Annotated in this window: 15 protein-coding genes; 3 read left to right on the top strand and 12 right to left on the bottom strand. The window is 54.4% G+C overall.

The genetic code is table 11. From position 1 onward, the window contains the following. Positions 1 to 66: 66 nt before the first annotated feature. From RGW60_RS05805 to RGW60_RS05765, 9 genes are all read right to left on the bottom strand, one after another. Positions 67 to 672, bottom strand: coding sequence for an START domain-containing protein (locus RGW60_RS05805; RefSeq protein WP_322202967.1), 606 nt, complete (start codon positions 670 to 672; stop codon positions 67 to 69). An 81-nt stretch (positions 673 to 753) separates the two neighbouring features. Beyond that, the gene (locus RGW60_RS05800) at positions 754 to 1,011 is read right to left on the bottom strand and encodes a YkgJ family cysteine cluster protein (RefSeq protein ID WP_322202966.1); all 258 of its coding nucleotides are present in this window, start codon (positions 1,009 to 1,011) and stop codon (positions 754 to 756) included. Between the two features lie 101 nt (positions 1,012 to 1,112). Next, positions 1,113 to 1,793, bottom strand: a complete 681-nt coding sequence (locus RGW60_RS05795; RefSeq protein WP_322202964.1) for a translation initiation factor 2 — start codon at positions 1,791 to 1,793, stop codon at positions 1,113 to 1,115. 130 nt (positions 1,794 to 1,923) lie between these two features. Continuing rightward, positions 1,924 to 3,363, bottom strand: a complete 1,440-nt coding sequence (locus tag RGW60_RS05790; protein ID WP_322202963.1) for a PLP-dependent aminotransferase family protein — start codon at positions 3,361 to 3,363, stop codon at positions 1,924 to 1,926. 238 nt (positions 3,364 to 3,601) lie between these two features. Further along, positions 3,602 to 4,417: an OmpA family protein gene (locus RGW60_RS05785; protein ID WP_322202962.1), complete on the bottom strand. Its 816-nt coding sequence runs from the start codon at positions 4,415 to 4,417 to the stop codon at positions 3,602 to 3,604. Then, positions 4,414 to 4,779, bottom strand: a complete 366-nt coding sequence (locus RGW60_RS05780; RefSeq protein ID WP_322202961.1) for a DUF4398 domain-containing protein — start codon at positions 4,777 to 4,779, stop codon at positions 4,414 to 4,416. The genes RGW60_RS05785 and RGW60_RS05780 overlap by 4 nt, the downstream gene beginning before the upstream one ends. 10 nt (positions 4,780 to 4,789) lie before the next feature. Then, positions 4,790 to 5,611 carry a substrate-binding periplasmic protein gene (locus RGW60_RS05775; protein WP_322202960.1) on the bottom strand — a complete coding sequence of 274 codons (822 nt, stop codon included), beginning with the start codon at positions 5,609 to 5,611 and terminating at the stop codon, positions 4,790 to 4,792. A gap of 139 nt (positions 5,612 to 5,750) precedes the next feature. Then, entirely contained in the window at positions 5,751 to 6,680 is a 930-nt protein-coding gene (locus RGW60_RS05770) for an electron transfer flavoprotein subunit alpha/FixB family protein (protein ID WP_322202959.1), read from the bottom strand. Further along, positions 6,681 to 7,430, bottom strand: coding sequence for an electron transfer flavoprotein subunit beta/FixA family protein (locus tag RGW60_RS05765; RefSeq protein ID WP_322202958.1), 750 nt, complete (start codon positions 7,428 to 7,430; stop codon positions 6,681 to 6,683). Between RGW60_RS05765 and RGW60_RS05760 the strand changes: the two genes are divergently transcribed. Both RGW60_RS05760 and RGW60_RS05755 read left to right on the top strand, forming a co-directional pair. Further along, on the top strand, positions 7,429 to 7,599 hold the full coding sequence (locus RGW60_RS05760) for a hypothetical protein (RefSeq protein WP_322202957.1): 171 nt from the start codon (positions 7,429 to 7,431) through the stop codon (positions 7,597 to 7,599). The genes RGW60_RS05765 and RGW60_RS05760 overlap by 2 nt on opposite strands. A gap of 153 nt (positions 7,600 to 7,752) precedes the next feature. Further along, positions 7,753 to 9,414, top strand: a complete 1,662-nt coding sequence (locus RGW60_RS05755) for an electron transfer flavoprotein-ubiquinone oxidoreductase (protein ID WP_322202956.1) — start codon at positions 7,753 to 7,755, stop codon at positions 9,412 to 9,414. Between the two features lie 104 nt (positions 9,415 to 9,518). Here the strand turns inward: RGW60_RS05755 and RGW60_RS05750 are convergent, their stop codons facing one another. Further along, positions 9,519 to 10,418, bottom strand: coding sequence for an AraC family transcriptional regulator (locus tag RGW60_RS05750; protein WP_322206852.1), 900 nt, complete (start codon positions 10,416 to 10,418; stop codon positions 9,519 to 9,521). Between the two features lie 180 nt (positions 10,419 to 10,598). Here RGW60_RS05750 and RGW60_RS05745 point away from each other — a divergent pair, with 180 nt between their 5' ends. Beyond that, the gene (locus RGW60_RS05745) at positions 10,599 to 11,651 is read left to right on the top strand and encodes an NAD(P)-dependent alcohol dehydrogenase (protein WP_322202955.1); all 1,053 of its coding nucleotides are present in this window, start codon (positions 10,599 to 10,601) and stop codon (positions 11,649 to 11,651) included. Here the strand turns inward: RGW60_RS05745 and RGW60_RS05740 are convergent, their stop codons facing one another. Continuing rightward, a complete protein-coding gene (locus RGW60_RS05740; RefSeq protein WP_322202954.1) occupies positions 11,652 to 12,476 on the bottom strand; it encodes an IclR family transcriptional regulator in 825 nt (274 codons plus the stop codon). Between the two features lie 57 nt (positions 12,477 to 12,533). Beyond that, positions 12,534 to 13,844, bottom strand: coding sequence for an MFS transporter (locus RGW60_RS05735; RefSeq protein WP_322202953.1), 1,311 nt, complete (start codon positions 13,842 to 13,844; stop codon positions 12,534 to 12,536). Positions 13,845 to 13,885 lie beyond the last annotated feature (41 nt).

The following is a 13,885-nucleotide window of genomic DNA, read 5'->3' as shown; positions in this document are numbered from 1 at the left end:
GCCTTAAACCCGAAGAAAAAAAGGGCTGCCATTGGCAGCCCTTTTTATGCTGAAATTGCGGGACTATTACTTCTCGGCCCGCTCCCTCAACGCCTTTAACGTATTGAACGGCGCATCGACGACAAACTTGTTTGCTAGCCACGATGGCACGCTACCACCTGGCTCGGTGTGAACTTGATAGATCACTTCAGTCTGATCGGGGCCCTTGGGCACGAACTTCCAGAATCCCTCTACTTGTGCGACCCGCACAAATCCCTTTTCTTCCGGGACGTAGGTCGGGACGCCCTCGAGCTTGCGGGTCAGCGAGCCGTCAGCCCCCTCCTCCGTGGTAACCATCAGCACCGAATCACGCGGGGTCACTGGCCAAGGCGTATTGAACTGGGTGTAAGTCCACACCTTTCCACCGTCGAATTTCAGCACTTTCTGCGTCTTGCATTCATGGATCCAGGCGCAGGCGCCCACCACGTCTTCCTGTAGCTTGCGCAGCTGTGTCACGCTCGCCTTGATCGTGGTGACCCCGCGATAAGCCTTGTACTGCGAGCCTGCTACCTCGCTCAGAGAGACCTTTATACCTCCCTCATCCTTGGCGACCTTCCAATTATCAGCCTGAGCAGCAACGGCCATCAACGCAGTCAAACCACCTACAACAGCCATCCGATACAGCGAACCCATTGTTATATTCCTTTTTGGCAAAGTTCTGGTAAATCGGTTGCGGTAAATCTGGTTGCCCACTATCCCTACATGCTCATCTGATTATGCGGTCGAGGTTGCTTGCTCCCACCAGTCAATCAGGCGAATCGCATCGGACTGGCTGGTGCCACAGACTTCCTCATCAGCCGAAAAAGAAATGCAAACCGCCGGACGCTCTGGCGTGCCGAATAGAGCACACAACGATTCGACAGAAAGGTGCAGGCAGCGTTCTCCAGCGGCCTTGCCATTTGGCATGCCGGGAATAGGCGAACTGATGGAGGGAGCGATGCAGCACGCGCCACAATTTGGACGACAGTCCATAACCGGTATTCTCACGCAGGAAAGCAGTGGTCTAATCGAAGGTGATAGTACCCGCTAAAACAACCGTTTGAAAACACGACGTTCATGGCCCCCTGCGCACGTTATTGTTTGAACTCGAAATCCAGGGCTGCACCCTCGACCTCCCGATGACTCTCGTCACGAAGCTGCAACTGCATTTGATTGCTCAGCAAACGGCCGTTTAGCTGAAACGGACTGTCTTTAGTGGACTTCTTCTCGCTGAACATCGGCGGCAAGACCGCTTTATGAATGATGGGCTGAACTTTCCCAACAGGATGCAGTTGGTCGACCATTTCGCTAGGGAGTGTCAAATCTAGAATCGGTTTGTCCAGACGCGTTTGCTGTACCACCTTACTGGACGGCTTGGTCTTGCCGGCGATCTGTACGCGCGCTTTGGCAGCGGCCTCAGACTTGGAATTGCTCGACGCTGCGCTGATGTTCGTTTTGAAGATAGCTGGCTTTTTAACTGACGACGAATGAGCAACCACAGGCACCACCACCACATTAGGTGCCAATACATGCTCGGGCTCTCTCGCCACCTGCTTAAACGGCTTAGCGGGAGCATTAACTATCAATGGCGCCGATGGCTTCACCCCTGACTGGGACGAGTTAACGTCAGACTGCCCAGCGGTTTTTGTTTCAACCGAAGGAGATTCGATCGAAACCTTAGGTGTCGGTGCATGAGGCGTCGGCGATTTGTCAGCATCACACGCGCTTAGCAGCGTAATCAGCAGTAACCCAATAGACCGAGAAAAATTATTCATAATAGAGGCGAAAGTTAACACCGAGGCGGAGGACACATGCTCACCTGTTGGCCGATCTGTGACAAGCATCCGACTCATCTAGCCACAGAAAAAAAACAGTTGATAAGAATCGTTTTAGACACTGAAAACCCTAATACGCCAACGCCGCCTCCTGACACAATTGCTTCGCGAGCATGCCCAATGTCATGACTGCGCGCTCGGCCTCCCGGTTCCAAGGAACACCACAGTTAAGTCGAATGCAATGATTGAATTGCTCTGTATTGCTGAAAATCAAGCCCGGAGCGATGCTAATCCCCTGTTCAAGCGCGCGCACATGCAGTTCCTGAGTATTAACGCGTCCGGGCAAACTCACCCACAGGATAAATCCACCCGTTGGACGACTCATTTGCGTCCCTTCCGGGAAGTACTGCTGCACTGCCAGCTGGAAAGCACTCAGATTTTTTCGATATTCAAGTCGAATGAAGCGTAGATGGCGGTCATAACCACCATTTTCAAGATAAGCGGCAACCCCCATTTGGGTGACGCTGCATGCGGAATGAGTACTAAAAGTCTGCAAGCGCTGGATTTCGGCTTGGTACTTACCGGCGATGACCCAACCAATACGCACGCCTGGGGACAGTGTCTTGGAGAAACTGGAGCAATAAATCACATGCCCCAGCCGATCAAACGCTTTTAGCGACTTGGTGCGCCCCAGCTCAAACATTAATTCGCCATAAATGTCATCTTCAACAATTTGAATATCGAAGTCTGACGCTAAGCGCAACAGCTGTTTTTGGCGCTCCTCCGGAACGGTTCCGCCCAGCGGGTTACTCAGCCGTGAGGTCATTACCAATGCCTTGATCGACCATTGATTGGCCGCCAACTGCAATGCTTCCAGGCTAATACCGATGGCCGGGTCGCTGGGAATTTCTATAACCTTGAGCCCCAAAAGATCCGCCAACTGCAGCAGGCCATAATAAGTGGGCGACTCGGTTGCGATTAGATCACCTGGACGGGTCAATACGCGTAAAGACATCTGCAACGCGTCAACACATCCATGGGTGATAACAACTTCGGACGGGTCTACAACCACTCCAGCGTCGCGCATGCGAATGGCGACTTGCCGACGCAATGGCTCAAAACCAGGACTGAACATATAACTGAAAGCACGTGGACTTTGAAAGCGGGTCACTTTAGCAATTTGTTGATGAAGGGCACGCACCGGCAAATAGTCGACATGGGGCGTGGCTGCTCCTAACGGAAATACACCCTCACGCCGGGATTCGACCAATACCTGCTGAATAATGCTGCTGCGCGTGACCAACCCAGGCCGCTCTACACGGGCGATATCAGGCGTCTGTGCGGTTAGCGCCGGGGTTTGGTGCACGTAATAGCCGGATTGCGGCCGCGCACGGATCAGACCTTGATCTTCAAGGTTTGCGTAGGCCTGCAGAACGGTCGCATGACTAACGTTGAGCTGCGAACTCATTTTGCGAACTGAAGGTACACGTTCCCCAGGCTGATAAACGCCACGTCGAATATCTTCAGCCAACTGCTGGGCAATGCGCTGATAGAGCAGAAGATTGGTCACAATACGGCCCTCAATTTCACGGCCCTCAATTTCGCTGACGACATTTTTTTATATGGCATTAAGTACGTCGCCAACCGTAACAGTTCAGAAGTGTACTGGAACAGTTTGTATAAACCATAGCGATTAATCGCGCTGTGGAAATATAGTTAACGATATACACGCCAAATTAAGGAATATTTTGTGCCCAAAGATATCCGACACTACTAAAAGTCCAGCGTCGACTTCTTAAGGAAATAGCCTAGCGTTTAGCGCTTAATACGCCTTTATCGTCCGAAAAAACGATCTCGACCCTACGATTCTTTGCCCTGCCCCGCTCCGATGCGTTTACATCGACAGGAAACTGAGCACCGAAGCCCTCGACCTGAATACGAGCGTCGTCGACGCCCATATCAGCAATCACATCCGCTACAGACTGGGCGCGATCCTTCGACAGCTGAAAATTTTCCTGCTCGTAACCGGTACTGTCGGTATAGCCCTCAATCCGAATGATTCGCTTCGGATTGAGCTGGAGAAACTGCACCAATTTCAGCAACGTGTGGTTGGCCGAAGGTTTAAGCTCGGTATTGCCCGTATCAAACAACACATCGCCTAAAGTCATAATCAAACCACGATCCGTTTGCGTCGTAACCAGAGCGGCCATCTGCGACTCCAGCCATATCCCTTGCTGCTGAAGACTGCTCAATTTGGCTTCGCGCAGTTCTACCTGCAAACGCTGGCGCTGTAAATCAGAGATGGCGAGCTGCTCCTGCTTGAGCATCAATTGCGTATGCTCGCGAGCGATTGCGCTATAGCGACTACTGAGATACGCGTAATGAATGACGTCCGCGCCACTTCCCCAATAGGTGGACAGTCGTTCAGCACGGGCTAACAACTCTCCAGCCCGGATGACATCTTTGGGCGCGCCACGCAGAACGTTTGTGTCTTCTTTGACCTTCTGGAAATCGACGCTGGCCTCCTGCAACGCCTGATCGCTGCCTAGATGGCCGGCACACCCATAAAGGCTTGCTATGCCGAACACCATAAACACGCTCAGGCCACGAGAATTCAGTTTCATTGCGCGGTTCTCTCTGCAGCCCCTACTTGCTTGTACAAACGATTAAGGCGGGTATTGAGCTGCGCGAGCTGCTCTGCACTTTTTTCGTTCAATACATGGGCTTCAGCCAATCTTGCATCCAGCTCTGACTGTTCAGCCTGCATTCGAGCAGCTTTGAAGGCATTTTTTCCCATGTCGATGTGAGCCTGAATAAGTTTTGACTGAGCCATACGCATTTCAGGTATGTCCTCGGTGGCACCCACCGCCTTGGCTTGTTCAACCGCCTGATCCGTAAGCTTTAATTGTGCAATAGGGGCCGGATCGTTGGCACAGCCCGCCAAAGTGACAATGGCCACGGCGATGAATAAGGATCGAATAGTCACGAAAACTTTCCTATTTATTGAGGACACTTGCCGTTTGTAACTGCGCTTTCCACAGCGCTAGATTACGAGTCACTGCATCTGCAGACAGGCCGGAGGCGGCCAATTCTGTCATTTTTTTTGCCAACTGTCCGCGCAGCCAAGGCTCGTTACACGCCGAGTTGAATGACAAGCCAACATACAGACCGGTTTTGTCCACGGGTAGCGGTTGGGCAATTAGATCGGAGGAAACCCCAAGCGTTTGGGTCGTGGCCAGCCCCGAGTAACGACCGGCAAGAACATATTCAAACTGCCCATCCAATAGTTTCTGAAAGGCTTGGGCCAAATTAACCGTACGCGCAACGCTAAGGTGCTCGGTGACGGCTGTTTCAAACCCTGGGCTCAAACGAATTTTTTCCGACATCCCGCCGACACGACCGTGCAGATCGGCCAAAGCATTGAACGGTTGCGCGTGACCACGTCGAGTCCACACCATAATTTCGTTCTGGATGATGGCGGGATGAATGTAATCCAACGCTTCCAATTCAGCGATCTTCAGCGGCACATCAATCAATGCATCCATGCGACCGCTGCGCACTTCGTCCAGCGCCTCGTGGCGTTTTCCTGCATACAAAATTTCAACTTTCAGGCCCATTTCTTGCGCAGCCTGCTTAAACAAATCCGCATTGGCGCCTATCAGGTGTTTTGGATCCTTGGAGTCACGCCAAAGGTAAGGCGGGGCATCAGGGCTTCCAGTTACGATCACGCGCTCGCATCTCCCGATAGCAAAAGCGCACATAGGCAACATGAACAAGCCGTAAAAAACAGCTGAGGATAGCCGCCGAGCCTTGTTCATGAGTAAACCCTTTATCAAAGCCAATAAAAAACCCGCTCATTGGGGCTGCGTGAAATGTGCGGGGCGTCGAACTTCCGACTTACCGCTATTCACTCAACCCCGAAACGAACGGGTTGTCTTTATAAGTGAAGAGCCTGGATTAAACCAGTTTCTCAAACTCAGGTACTGCGTCGAACAAATCAGCAACCAGGCCGTAATCTGCTACCTGAAAAATCGGTGCTTCTTCGTCTTTATTGATCGCAACAATCACTTTTGAGTCTTTCATACCGGCCAGATGCTGGATCGCACCGGAGATACCAACGGCGATGTACAACTGTGGCGCAACGATTTTGCCAGTTTGACCGACCTGCATATCGTTGGGCACAAAACCCGCATCAACGGCGGCGCGAGATGCACCTACAGCGGCGCCAAGCTTATCAGCCAGGGCGTACAGGTGTTTGAAGTTATCGCCATTCTGCATGCCGCGACCGCCGGAAACGACGATTTTAGCCGCTGTCAGTTCTGGACGATCCGACTTGGCCAGTTCTTCGCTGACAAAGGAAGATGTGCCAGCGTCGTGAACAACAACAACTGCCTCAACTGAAGCGGAACCGCCTTGAGCGGCAACCGGGTCAAAACCCGTCGCTCGCACGGTGATCACTTTGATCGCCGCAGAAGATTGTACGGTGGCGATGGCATTACCGGCGTAGATCGGACGCTTGAAGGTGTCAGCGCTTTCAACTGCGATGATTTCCGAGATCTGATCGACATCCAGTTGCGCAGCAACACGCGGCAGGATGTTTTTACCGTTGGACGTAGCAGCTGCCAGAACGTGGCTGTAGCCCGATGCCAGCTCGACAATCAGCGGTGCCACGTTTTCTGGCAGTTGATGTGCGTAGGCAGCGTTGTCCGCGACCAGCACTTTCGAAACGCCCGCAATTTTCGCAGCAGTTTCAGCGACTGCGCCGACGTTGGTGCCGGCTACCAGCAGGTGAATGTCACCGCCGATTTTTACCGCAGCAGCCACGGTATTCAAGGTCGCTGGCGCAACAACACCATTTTCGTGTTCAGCTATAACCAAGATAGTCATTTAGATTACCTTCGCTTCGTTTTTCAGTTTCTCGACCAGTTCAGCCACCGACTTGACCTTGATACCTGCGCTGCGAGTTGCCGGCGCTTCGACTTTCAGGGTTTTGGTCGTGGAGGCGGTAGATACGCCCAAAGCTTCAGGAGTCAGCACTTCAAGCGGCTTCTTCTTGGCTTTCATGATATTTGGCAAGGACGCGTAGCGTGGCTCGTTCAGACGCAAGTCTGTGGTCACGATCACTGGCAGACTCAGAGAAACAGTCTGCAGGCCGGCATCGACTTCGCGAGTGACGCTGACTTTGTCCCCAGACACTTCGATCTTGGAAGCAAAGGTGCCTTGAGCGTAACCGCTCAAAGCAGCAAGCATCTGACCGGTCTGGTTATTGTCGCTGTCGATGGCCTGTTTACCCAAGATCACCAACTGCGGTTGTTCTTTGTCGACGACAGCCTTGAGAAGCTTAGCCACTGCCAGCGAGTTCAAATCTTCGACGCACTCAACCAGAATTGCGCGATCAGCCCCCAGAGCCAATGCAGTACGCAGTTGCTCCTGAGCGGTGGTCGGGCCGACAGAAACAACGACGATCTCAGTGACGAGGCCTTTTTCTTTCAGGCGTACCGCTTCTTCAACAGCGATTTCGCAGAAAGGATTCATCGACATTTTGACGTTAGCGAGGTCAACGCCGGAGTTGTCCGCTTTGACGCGAACCTTGACGTTGTAGTCGACCACTCGTTTGACAGCTACAAGAACCTTCATGGATTCCTCGTTACTCTCCGGTGAAAAGAAAGTCGCCTGGACGGACCTGGCGATGGGTGCAGCCTACGGCGAGCGCAAAACCGCCCGTATCTTGACCGGAACGCCTTTTCTGGTCAATACGCCAAAATGGCCAGTTATAAGCCGCACCACTTTGATTTATCAGGGTTAGAAAGAATTCAAACAAACGTTTGTATTGGACCTGCGCGTTGGTGTAGATATAATGCGCCCCTTTGACCGTGCGCGACGGTAAGAATGTTAGGTGCGCGGCACTTCATTTATTACTTATAAAAAATACTGTTGAGCCCTGAGTAGGAGATAGCCTGTGGAACGCGAATACATGGAATTCGACGTCGTCATCGTCGGTGCCGGCCCCGCGGGCCTTTCCGCCGCTTGCCGCCTGAAACAAAAGGCTACCGAAGCCGGAAAGGAGATCAGCGTCTGCGTGGTTGAAAAAGGCTCCGAAGTGGGCGCTCACATTCTCTCAGGGGCAGTGTTCGAGCCCCGTGCGCTCAACGAACTGTTTCCGAACTGGAAAGAACTGGGCGCCCCGCTGCATACGCCGGTCAAGCGTGACGATATTTTCGTCCTTAGAACCGCTGACACCGCCACTAAAGTGCCTAACTTCCTTGTGCCTAAAACCATGCACAACGAAGGCAATTACATTATCTCGCTGGGTAACCTGTGCCGCTGGCTGGCTCAGCAGGCCGAAAACCTCGGGGTGGAAATCTACCCTGGCTTTGCTGCCCAGGAAGCACTGATCGACGACAAAGGCGCAGTCACCGGGATTCTTACCGGCGATTTGGGCGTCGACCGTCAAGGCCACCCGAAAGACAGTTTCACCCCCGGCATGGAGCTGCGCGGCAAATACACGCTGTTCGCCGAAGGCTGCCGTGGGCACATTGGCAAACAATTGCTCAAACGCTTCAACCTGGACGTCGAAGCCGACACCCAGCATTACGGCATTGGCCTGAAAGAGATTTGGGAAGTCGATCCAGCCAAGCACGAACAAGGTCTGGTGGTTCACACTGCCGGCTGGCCGCTGGACGTGATGAGCAGCGAGAACACCGGTGGTTCTTTCCTTTATCACCTGGAAAACAATCAGGTGGTTGTCGGATTGATCGTTGATCTGTCGTACAGCAACGCCTTCTTGTCGCCGTTCGACGAATTTCAGCGCCTCAAGCACCACCCGGTCATCAGCCAATACCTGGAAGGCGGCAAGCGCATCAGTTACGGCGCGCGGGCTATCTGCAAAGGCGGCCTGAATTCCCTGCCGAAGATGGTTTTCCCCGGCGGCGCGCTGATCGGTTGCGAACTGGGCACCCTGAACTTCGCCAAAATCAAAGGCAGCCACACCGCCATGAAGTCCGGCATGCTCGCAGCGGACGCCGTGGCTGACGCGCTGTTCGCTGGCAATGAAGGCGGCGATGAACTGACCACCTACGTTGATGCGTTCAAAGCCAGTTGGTTGTACGAGGAATTGTTCGCCAGCCGCAACTTCGGCCCGGCGCTGCACAAGTTCGGCCCGATCATGGGCGGCGCATTCAACTTCGTCGATCAGAACCTGTTTGGCGGCAAGATCCCGTTCACCCTGCACGACACTCAGCCGGACTACGCGTGCATGAAGCTGGCGGCCGACTCGACGAAGATTGCCTACCCGAAACCGGACGGCAAACTCAGTTTCGACAAGCTCAGCTCGGTCTTCCTCTCCAGCACCAACCATGAAGAAGAGCAGCCGTGCCACCTGAAGCTGACCGACCCAAGCATTCCGATCAGCATCAACCTGCCGTTGTATGACGAACCGGCGCAGCGTTACTGCCCGGCTGGCGTGTACGAAGTGATCACCAAGGAAGACGGTGAGAAGCGCTTCCAGATCAACGCGCAAAACTGCGTCCACTGTAAAACCTGCGACATCAAAGACCCGTCGCAGAACATCACCTGGGTGGCGCCAGAAGGCAGCGGCGGCCCGACTTACCCGAATATGTAAGCCCAACGGTAGAAGCCAACTGGTTGGCGAGGCGTCCTGATGTGCTGTACATCAAATTGCTTCGCCCACACGTTGGCGCCTACAGACGGTGTGTGTTTTAGACCTTAAAACCGCACGCCAACCGTCTCCTCCCCAGGGTTTCGCTCAAAGTAGCGCTTATATTCGCGACTGAATTGCGAAGTGCTTTGATAGCCGACCCGCATCGCCACTTGCGCTACCCCAAGACCTTCGGCGACCAAGATCTGTTGCGCCTTTAGCAGCCGCAAACGTTTCAAATACTGAACCGGCGACAGCAACGTGCTGCGTTTGAAATGCTCATGAAAGGTCGAGGCGCTCATGTTCGCGCAGCGGGCCAAGGTGTCAACGCTGAGCGGCTCAGCAAAGTGCGTGTGCAGGTGAGTCAACGAAGCCGCCACCCGGGCAAATTGCCCGTGTTGCTCGACCAAGGCGCGCAACACGCCCGCTTGCGGCCCACGCAACGCGGCATACAACACTTCCCGCAGCCGCGCGCGGCCCATGATCCGGCATTCCAATGGGTCATGCAGACAGCGCAATAACCGTTCAACGCTCTCGCGCATTTCCGTATCCAGCGCCACCGACGTCATGGACTCCGGGGTTTGTACTTGAGCGCTAGAACCCGGCATCAACCCCATGGCCAATACCAACTCGCCCAGCACTATCCGATCGATGTCGATGGAGACGCCCAGCAAAGGCGCCTCCGGCGAGGCGTAGGTTTCATACTCGAAGGGCACCGGCAACGCCTGAATCAAGTAATGGCCAGCACCATATTCCAGGGTTCGATCACCCAAATACGCGATTTTGCTGCCTTGGGCGATGATGACCAGACTAGGCTCATAGATCTGCGGGCAGCGTGCGACATTTCGGTCTGCAGACCAGACGTTTACCTCAGGCAATAACGTCGATACCAAGCCGGTACGCAGGGCGAGCGGCTGTAGCAGGGAAACCAGCGTGGCGTTAGCTTCGAGGTGACGCGTCAATAACATGGCCGATGCTTCATAAAGAGTGGATGGTTGCATCATCGCAGATCTAACCCGGGATTCGACCCATTACAGGTTATGTCGGAGGAATAGGCATAACAGGCGGAGGAATTGCCATAGCCGATAAAACGACGCACGGGGAGAATGGTCTGTGTCATTCCAGTTAACGCTTTTGCGAGGTTCAACATGTTCAAAGCCATTGGTTACGCCGCTCAATCAGCGACCGCACCCCTAGCCCCCATGACGTTCGAACGCCGCGCTCCACGCGCCGATGATGTGGCCCTTGAGGTCCTGTTCTGCGGCGTGTGCCACTCCGACATTCACCAGGCACGCAACGAGTGGGGCTTCGCCAGCTACCCATTGATGCCCGGCCATGAAATTGTCGGCAAAGTCACCTCTGTCGGCACAGACGTCACCAAATACAAAGTCGGCGACATCGTTGGCGTGGGTTGCCTGGTCGACTCGTGCCGTACGTGCGAAGCCTGTGAGGCTAATCTCGAGCAATATTGCCTCGAAGGCCCAACTCAAACTTACGCCTCTCGCGACCGCGTCGATGGCACCCTGACCATGGGTGGCTATTCAAACGCCATGGTAGTCAGTGAGCGTTTCGTGGTGCGTATCCCAGAAAAACTGGACCTGGCCAGCGCCGCACCGATTCTGTGTGCCGGCATCACGACCTATTCGCCGCTGAAGCATTTTGGCGTCAAGCCTGGCGACAAGGTCGGCGTACTCGGCATGGGCGGTCTGGGCCACATGGGCATTAAGTTCGCCAAAGCCATGGGCGCTGAAGTCACCCTGTTCACCCGCTCGGAAGCCAAGGCCGAAGAAGGCCGTCGTCAGGGCGCGGATCACGTGATTGTCTCCACCAACGAGGGCCAGATGAAAGACGCCGCTGGGCGTTTCAACTTCTTGCTGGACACCATTCCGGTGCAACACGACCTCAACCCGTACCTGCAAACCCTGCGTTTCGACGGCGTGCATATCCTGGTCGGCTTGATCGAACCGATTGATCCGCCTGTGCACGGCTTCAACCTTGTGGCCAAGCGTCGCATCATCGCGGGCTCAATGATCGGCGGCTTAGCGGAAACTCAGGAAGTGCTGGATTTCTGTGCTGAGCACGGCATCACCTGCGACATCGAAATGCTCGACATCAAAAATATCAATGAAGCCTTTGAGCGTGTCGTCAAAGGCGACGTGAAATATCGCTTCGTGATCGACATGAAAACGTTGAAAGCCTGATCAGGGCCTTGCCCCTAACTCGGCCGAGAGTCGCGCTGCGGTGTTTTTGATCAGCGGAATCAACTCGGCCATTTTCTCCAAGGGCATATAGGGCAAGGTACTGGCGATGCTGATGCCGGCAACAATCAAGTTGCTGGCATCACGCACTGGCGCAGCCACACAGCGAATCGACGGTTCGTTGTCTTCCAGATCAAACGCATAGCCCCCCGCGACATACTCCTGCATCCGCTGCTGAAACTGCTCCCAAGATGGCTCCTGGTGCTGCGGCCATGTCGTGGTTCTACCATCGGTTGGCAGACTGATTCGGTATAAACGCAGCCATTCTTCCGGCCCGCAATCAATCATCAATGCCTTACCAATTCCAGTGCGCGCCAACGGCATGCGGTGGCCTACACGCGAACGCATTTCCGGGCCATTACGGCCGGGATTTTTGTGCAGGTATAGCACGTCATCGCTTTCGCGAACTGCCAGATGAACGGTGTCGCCGGTCAACGAAGACAGCTCATCCAAATACGGGCGCGCCAGTACTGCCAGCGGCACCTCTTCGCGAGCCTGAAAACCCAGTTCGATCAGCTTCGGTCCCAACAAATAACCCACGTGCGGCATCACGCGCAGATAGCGTTCGTCTACCAGGCAACTGGCCAGACGGTGAGTCGTGCTGCGCGTGGTACCGATAATGCGCGCAATCTCTTTGAGGTCGCGGGCACCATTGGCGACCGCTTGGACCACGCCAAGGCCTCGCAACAAGGTTTGCGTGCCGGTGGGTGCTGCGTCCTTGTCCTTGACCGCGCCGTTGTTCGCCAAGACGATTGATTCGTGCTGCATATCAGCGCCTTATCCATTCAAAAAGCGGGCAACATTATCGCCGCCCGCTTGCAGCGGTTACAACTCAATGCGTTCGACCTTGCCCACCAGCAAAATGTAAGACAGCGCACCGACCAACGCCAACGCAGCCACGTAGGTAATGGCCGGCGCGAAGGAATCACCGGTTGCTAAAAAGCCGATCACAATCGGCGTGGTGATGGCCGCCAGATTACCTATGAAGTTGAACGTACCACCAGTCAGACCCAGCAACCGCGCCGGGGCCAAGGTGGACACCAATGACCACGTGATAGACGCCAAGCCGTTACCGAAGAACGCCAAAGCGAGAAAGGCAATCACCACCGGTGTCGATTCAACGTAGTTAGCGCCAATGATCGAAGTGGAAATCAGCAACCCGCCGATAATCGGCAACTTGCGGGCAAACCCAACACTGGTGCCCCGCCGAATTAGCCAATCGGAAAAGAATCCCGAGCACAACACCCCTACGAACGCAGCGAGAAATGGCAGCGATGCCAGCAGCCCGGACTTGATAAAGTCCATGCCACGGTATTTCACCAGATAAGTCGGAAACCACGTCAGAAAAAACCACAACGTGGAGTTCAAGCAAAACTGGCCGAGGTAAATACCCCAAAGTTTGCGTTTGCTCAGTACGATCCCCAAGTCCAACCAACTGAAACGACGCTTCTCTTTCTCGGTGGTGGCCTGGATATCTACCAACCCGCCACCGTCGCGAATCAGCTCGATTTCCGCTTCATTGATGCCCTTGAAATCTCTCGGTTCGCGATACACCGCAAACCAGATCAACGCCCAAATCATACCGGCCACACCGGTGCTGATGAACACCATGTGCCAGCCGAATTGCGCTTGTAGCCACGCTAACACTGGGGTCAGAAAGGCCAGGCCAACGAATTGACCGGATGTATAAAAGCCGATAGCAGTTGCCCGTTCACGCTCTGGAAACCAAGTGGTAACGACCCGGCTGTTGATCGGATAGGCCGGTGCTTCCATCGCTCCCACTGCCAGACGCAGGAAGAACAGTGCGATAAAGCTGGCGGCGAATCCCAGCAAGATCGTGGCCAGTGACCACAACACCAGCGCGACGGTGTAGAGGATTCGCGGCGGCACGCGGTCAACCAACCAGCCGCCGGGGAGTTGCATGGCGGCGTAGGTCCAACCGAAAGCGGAGAAAATCAGGCCGACGTGAATCGGATCGATGCCCAACTCAGTGGTCAAGGCCGGAGCGGCAATCGACAGATTGCTGCGGTCGAGATAATTGATCACCACGGTGATGAACAGCAGCACCATGATGAAGAAACGCTTACGGCTGGGCGTTACAAACGACGTCTTGGCCGCGATGGCTTGAGGTTGCATGGCGAGTGCCTCTTTTTATGGTTATTTGAGGGCGCTGTAAA

It is taken from the genome of Pseudomonas sp. AB6 (assembly GCF_034314105.1).
Taxonomy (GTDB): Bacteria; Pseudomonadota; Gammaproteobacteria; order Pseudomonadales; family Pseudomonadaceae; genus Aquipseudomonas.
This window is presented reverse-complemented; position numbering and strand designations above follow the sequence as displayed.

Bases quoted from the DNA above. Each gene is read 5' to 3' on its own strand.
- RGW60_RS05770 (WP_322202959.1), bottom strand. From the start codon at position 6,680: ATGACTATCTTGGTTATAGCTGAACACGAAAATGGTGTTGTTGCGCCA.
- RGW60_RS05785 (WP_322202962.1), bottom strand. From the start codon at position 4,417: ATGAAACTGAATTCTCGTGGCCTGAGCGTGTTTATGGTGTTCGGCATA.
- RGW60_RS05750 (WP_322206852.1), bottom strand. From the start codon at position 10,418: ATGTTATTGACGCGTCACCTCGAAGCTAACGCCACGCTGGTTTCCCTG.
- RGW60_RS05805 (WP_322202967.1), bottom strand. From the start codon at position 672: ATGGGTTCGCTGTATCGGATGGCTGTTGTAGGTGGTTTGACTGCGTTG.
- RGW60_RS05775 (WP_322202960.1), bottom strand. From the start codon at position 5,611: ATGAACAAGGCTCGGCGGCTATCCTCAGCTGTTTTTTACGGCTTGTTC.
- RGW60_RS05800 (WP_322202966.1), bottom strand. From the start codon at position 1,011: ATGGACTGTCGTCCAAATTGTGGCGCGTGCTGCATCGCTCCCTCCATC.
- RGW60_RS05745 (WP_322202955.1), top strand. From the start codon at position 10,599: ATGTTCAAAGCCATTGGTTACGCCGCTCAATCAGCGACCGCACCCCTA.
- RGW60_RS05735 (WP_322202953.1), bottom strand. From the start codon at position 13,844: ATGCAACCTCAAGCCATCGCGGCCAAGACGTCGTTTGTAACGCCCAGC.
- RGW60_RS05795 (WP_322202964.1), bottom strand. From the start codon at position 1,793: ATGAATAATTTTTCTCGGTCTATTGGGTTACTGCTGATTACGCTGCTA.
- RGW60_RS05740 (WP_322202954.1), bottom strand. From the start codon at position 12,476: ATGCAGCACGAATCAATCGTCTTGGCGAACAACGGCGCGGTCAAGGAC.
- RGW60_RS05760 (WP_322202957.1), top strand. From the start codon at position 7,429: ATGGATTCCTCGTTACTCTCCGGTGAAAAGAAAGTCGCCTGGACGGAC.
- RGW60_RS05765 (WP_322202958.1), bottom strand. From the start codon at position 7,430: ATGAAGGTTCTTGTAGCTGTCAAACGAGTGGTCGACTACAACGTCAAG.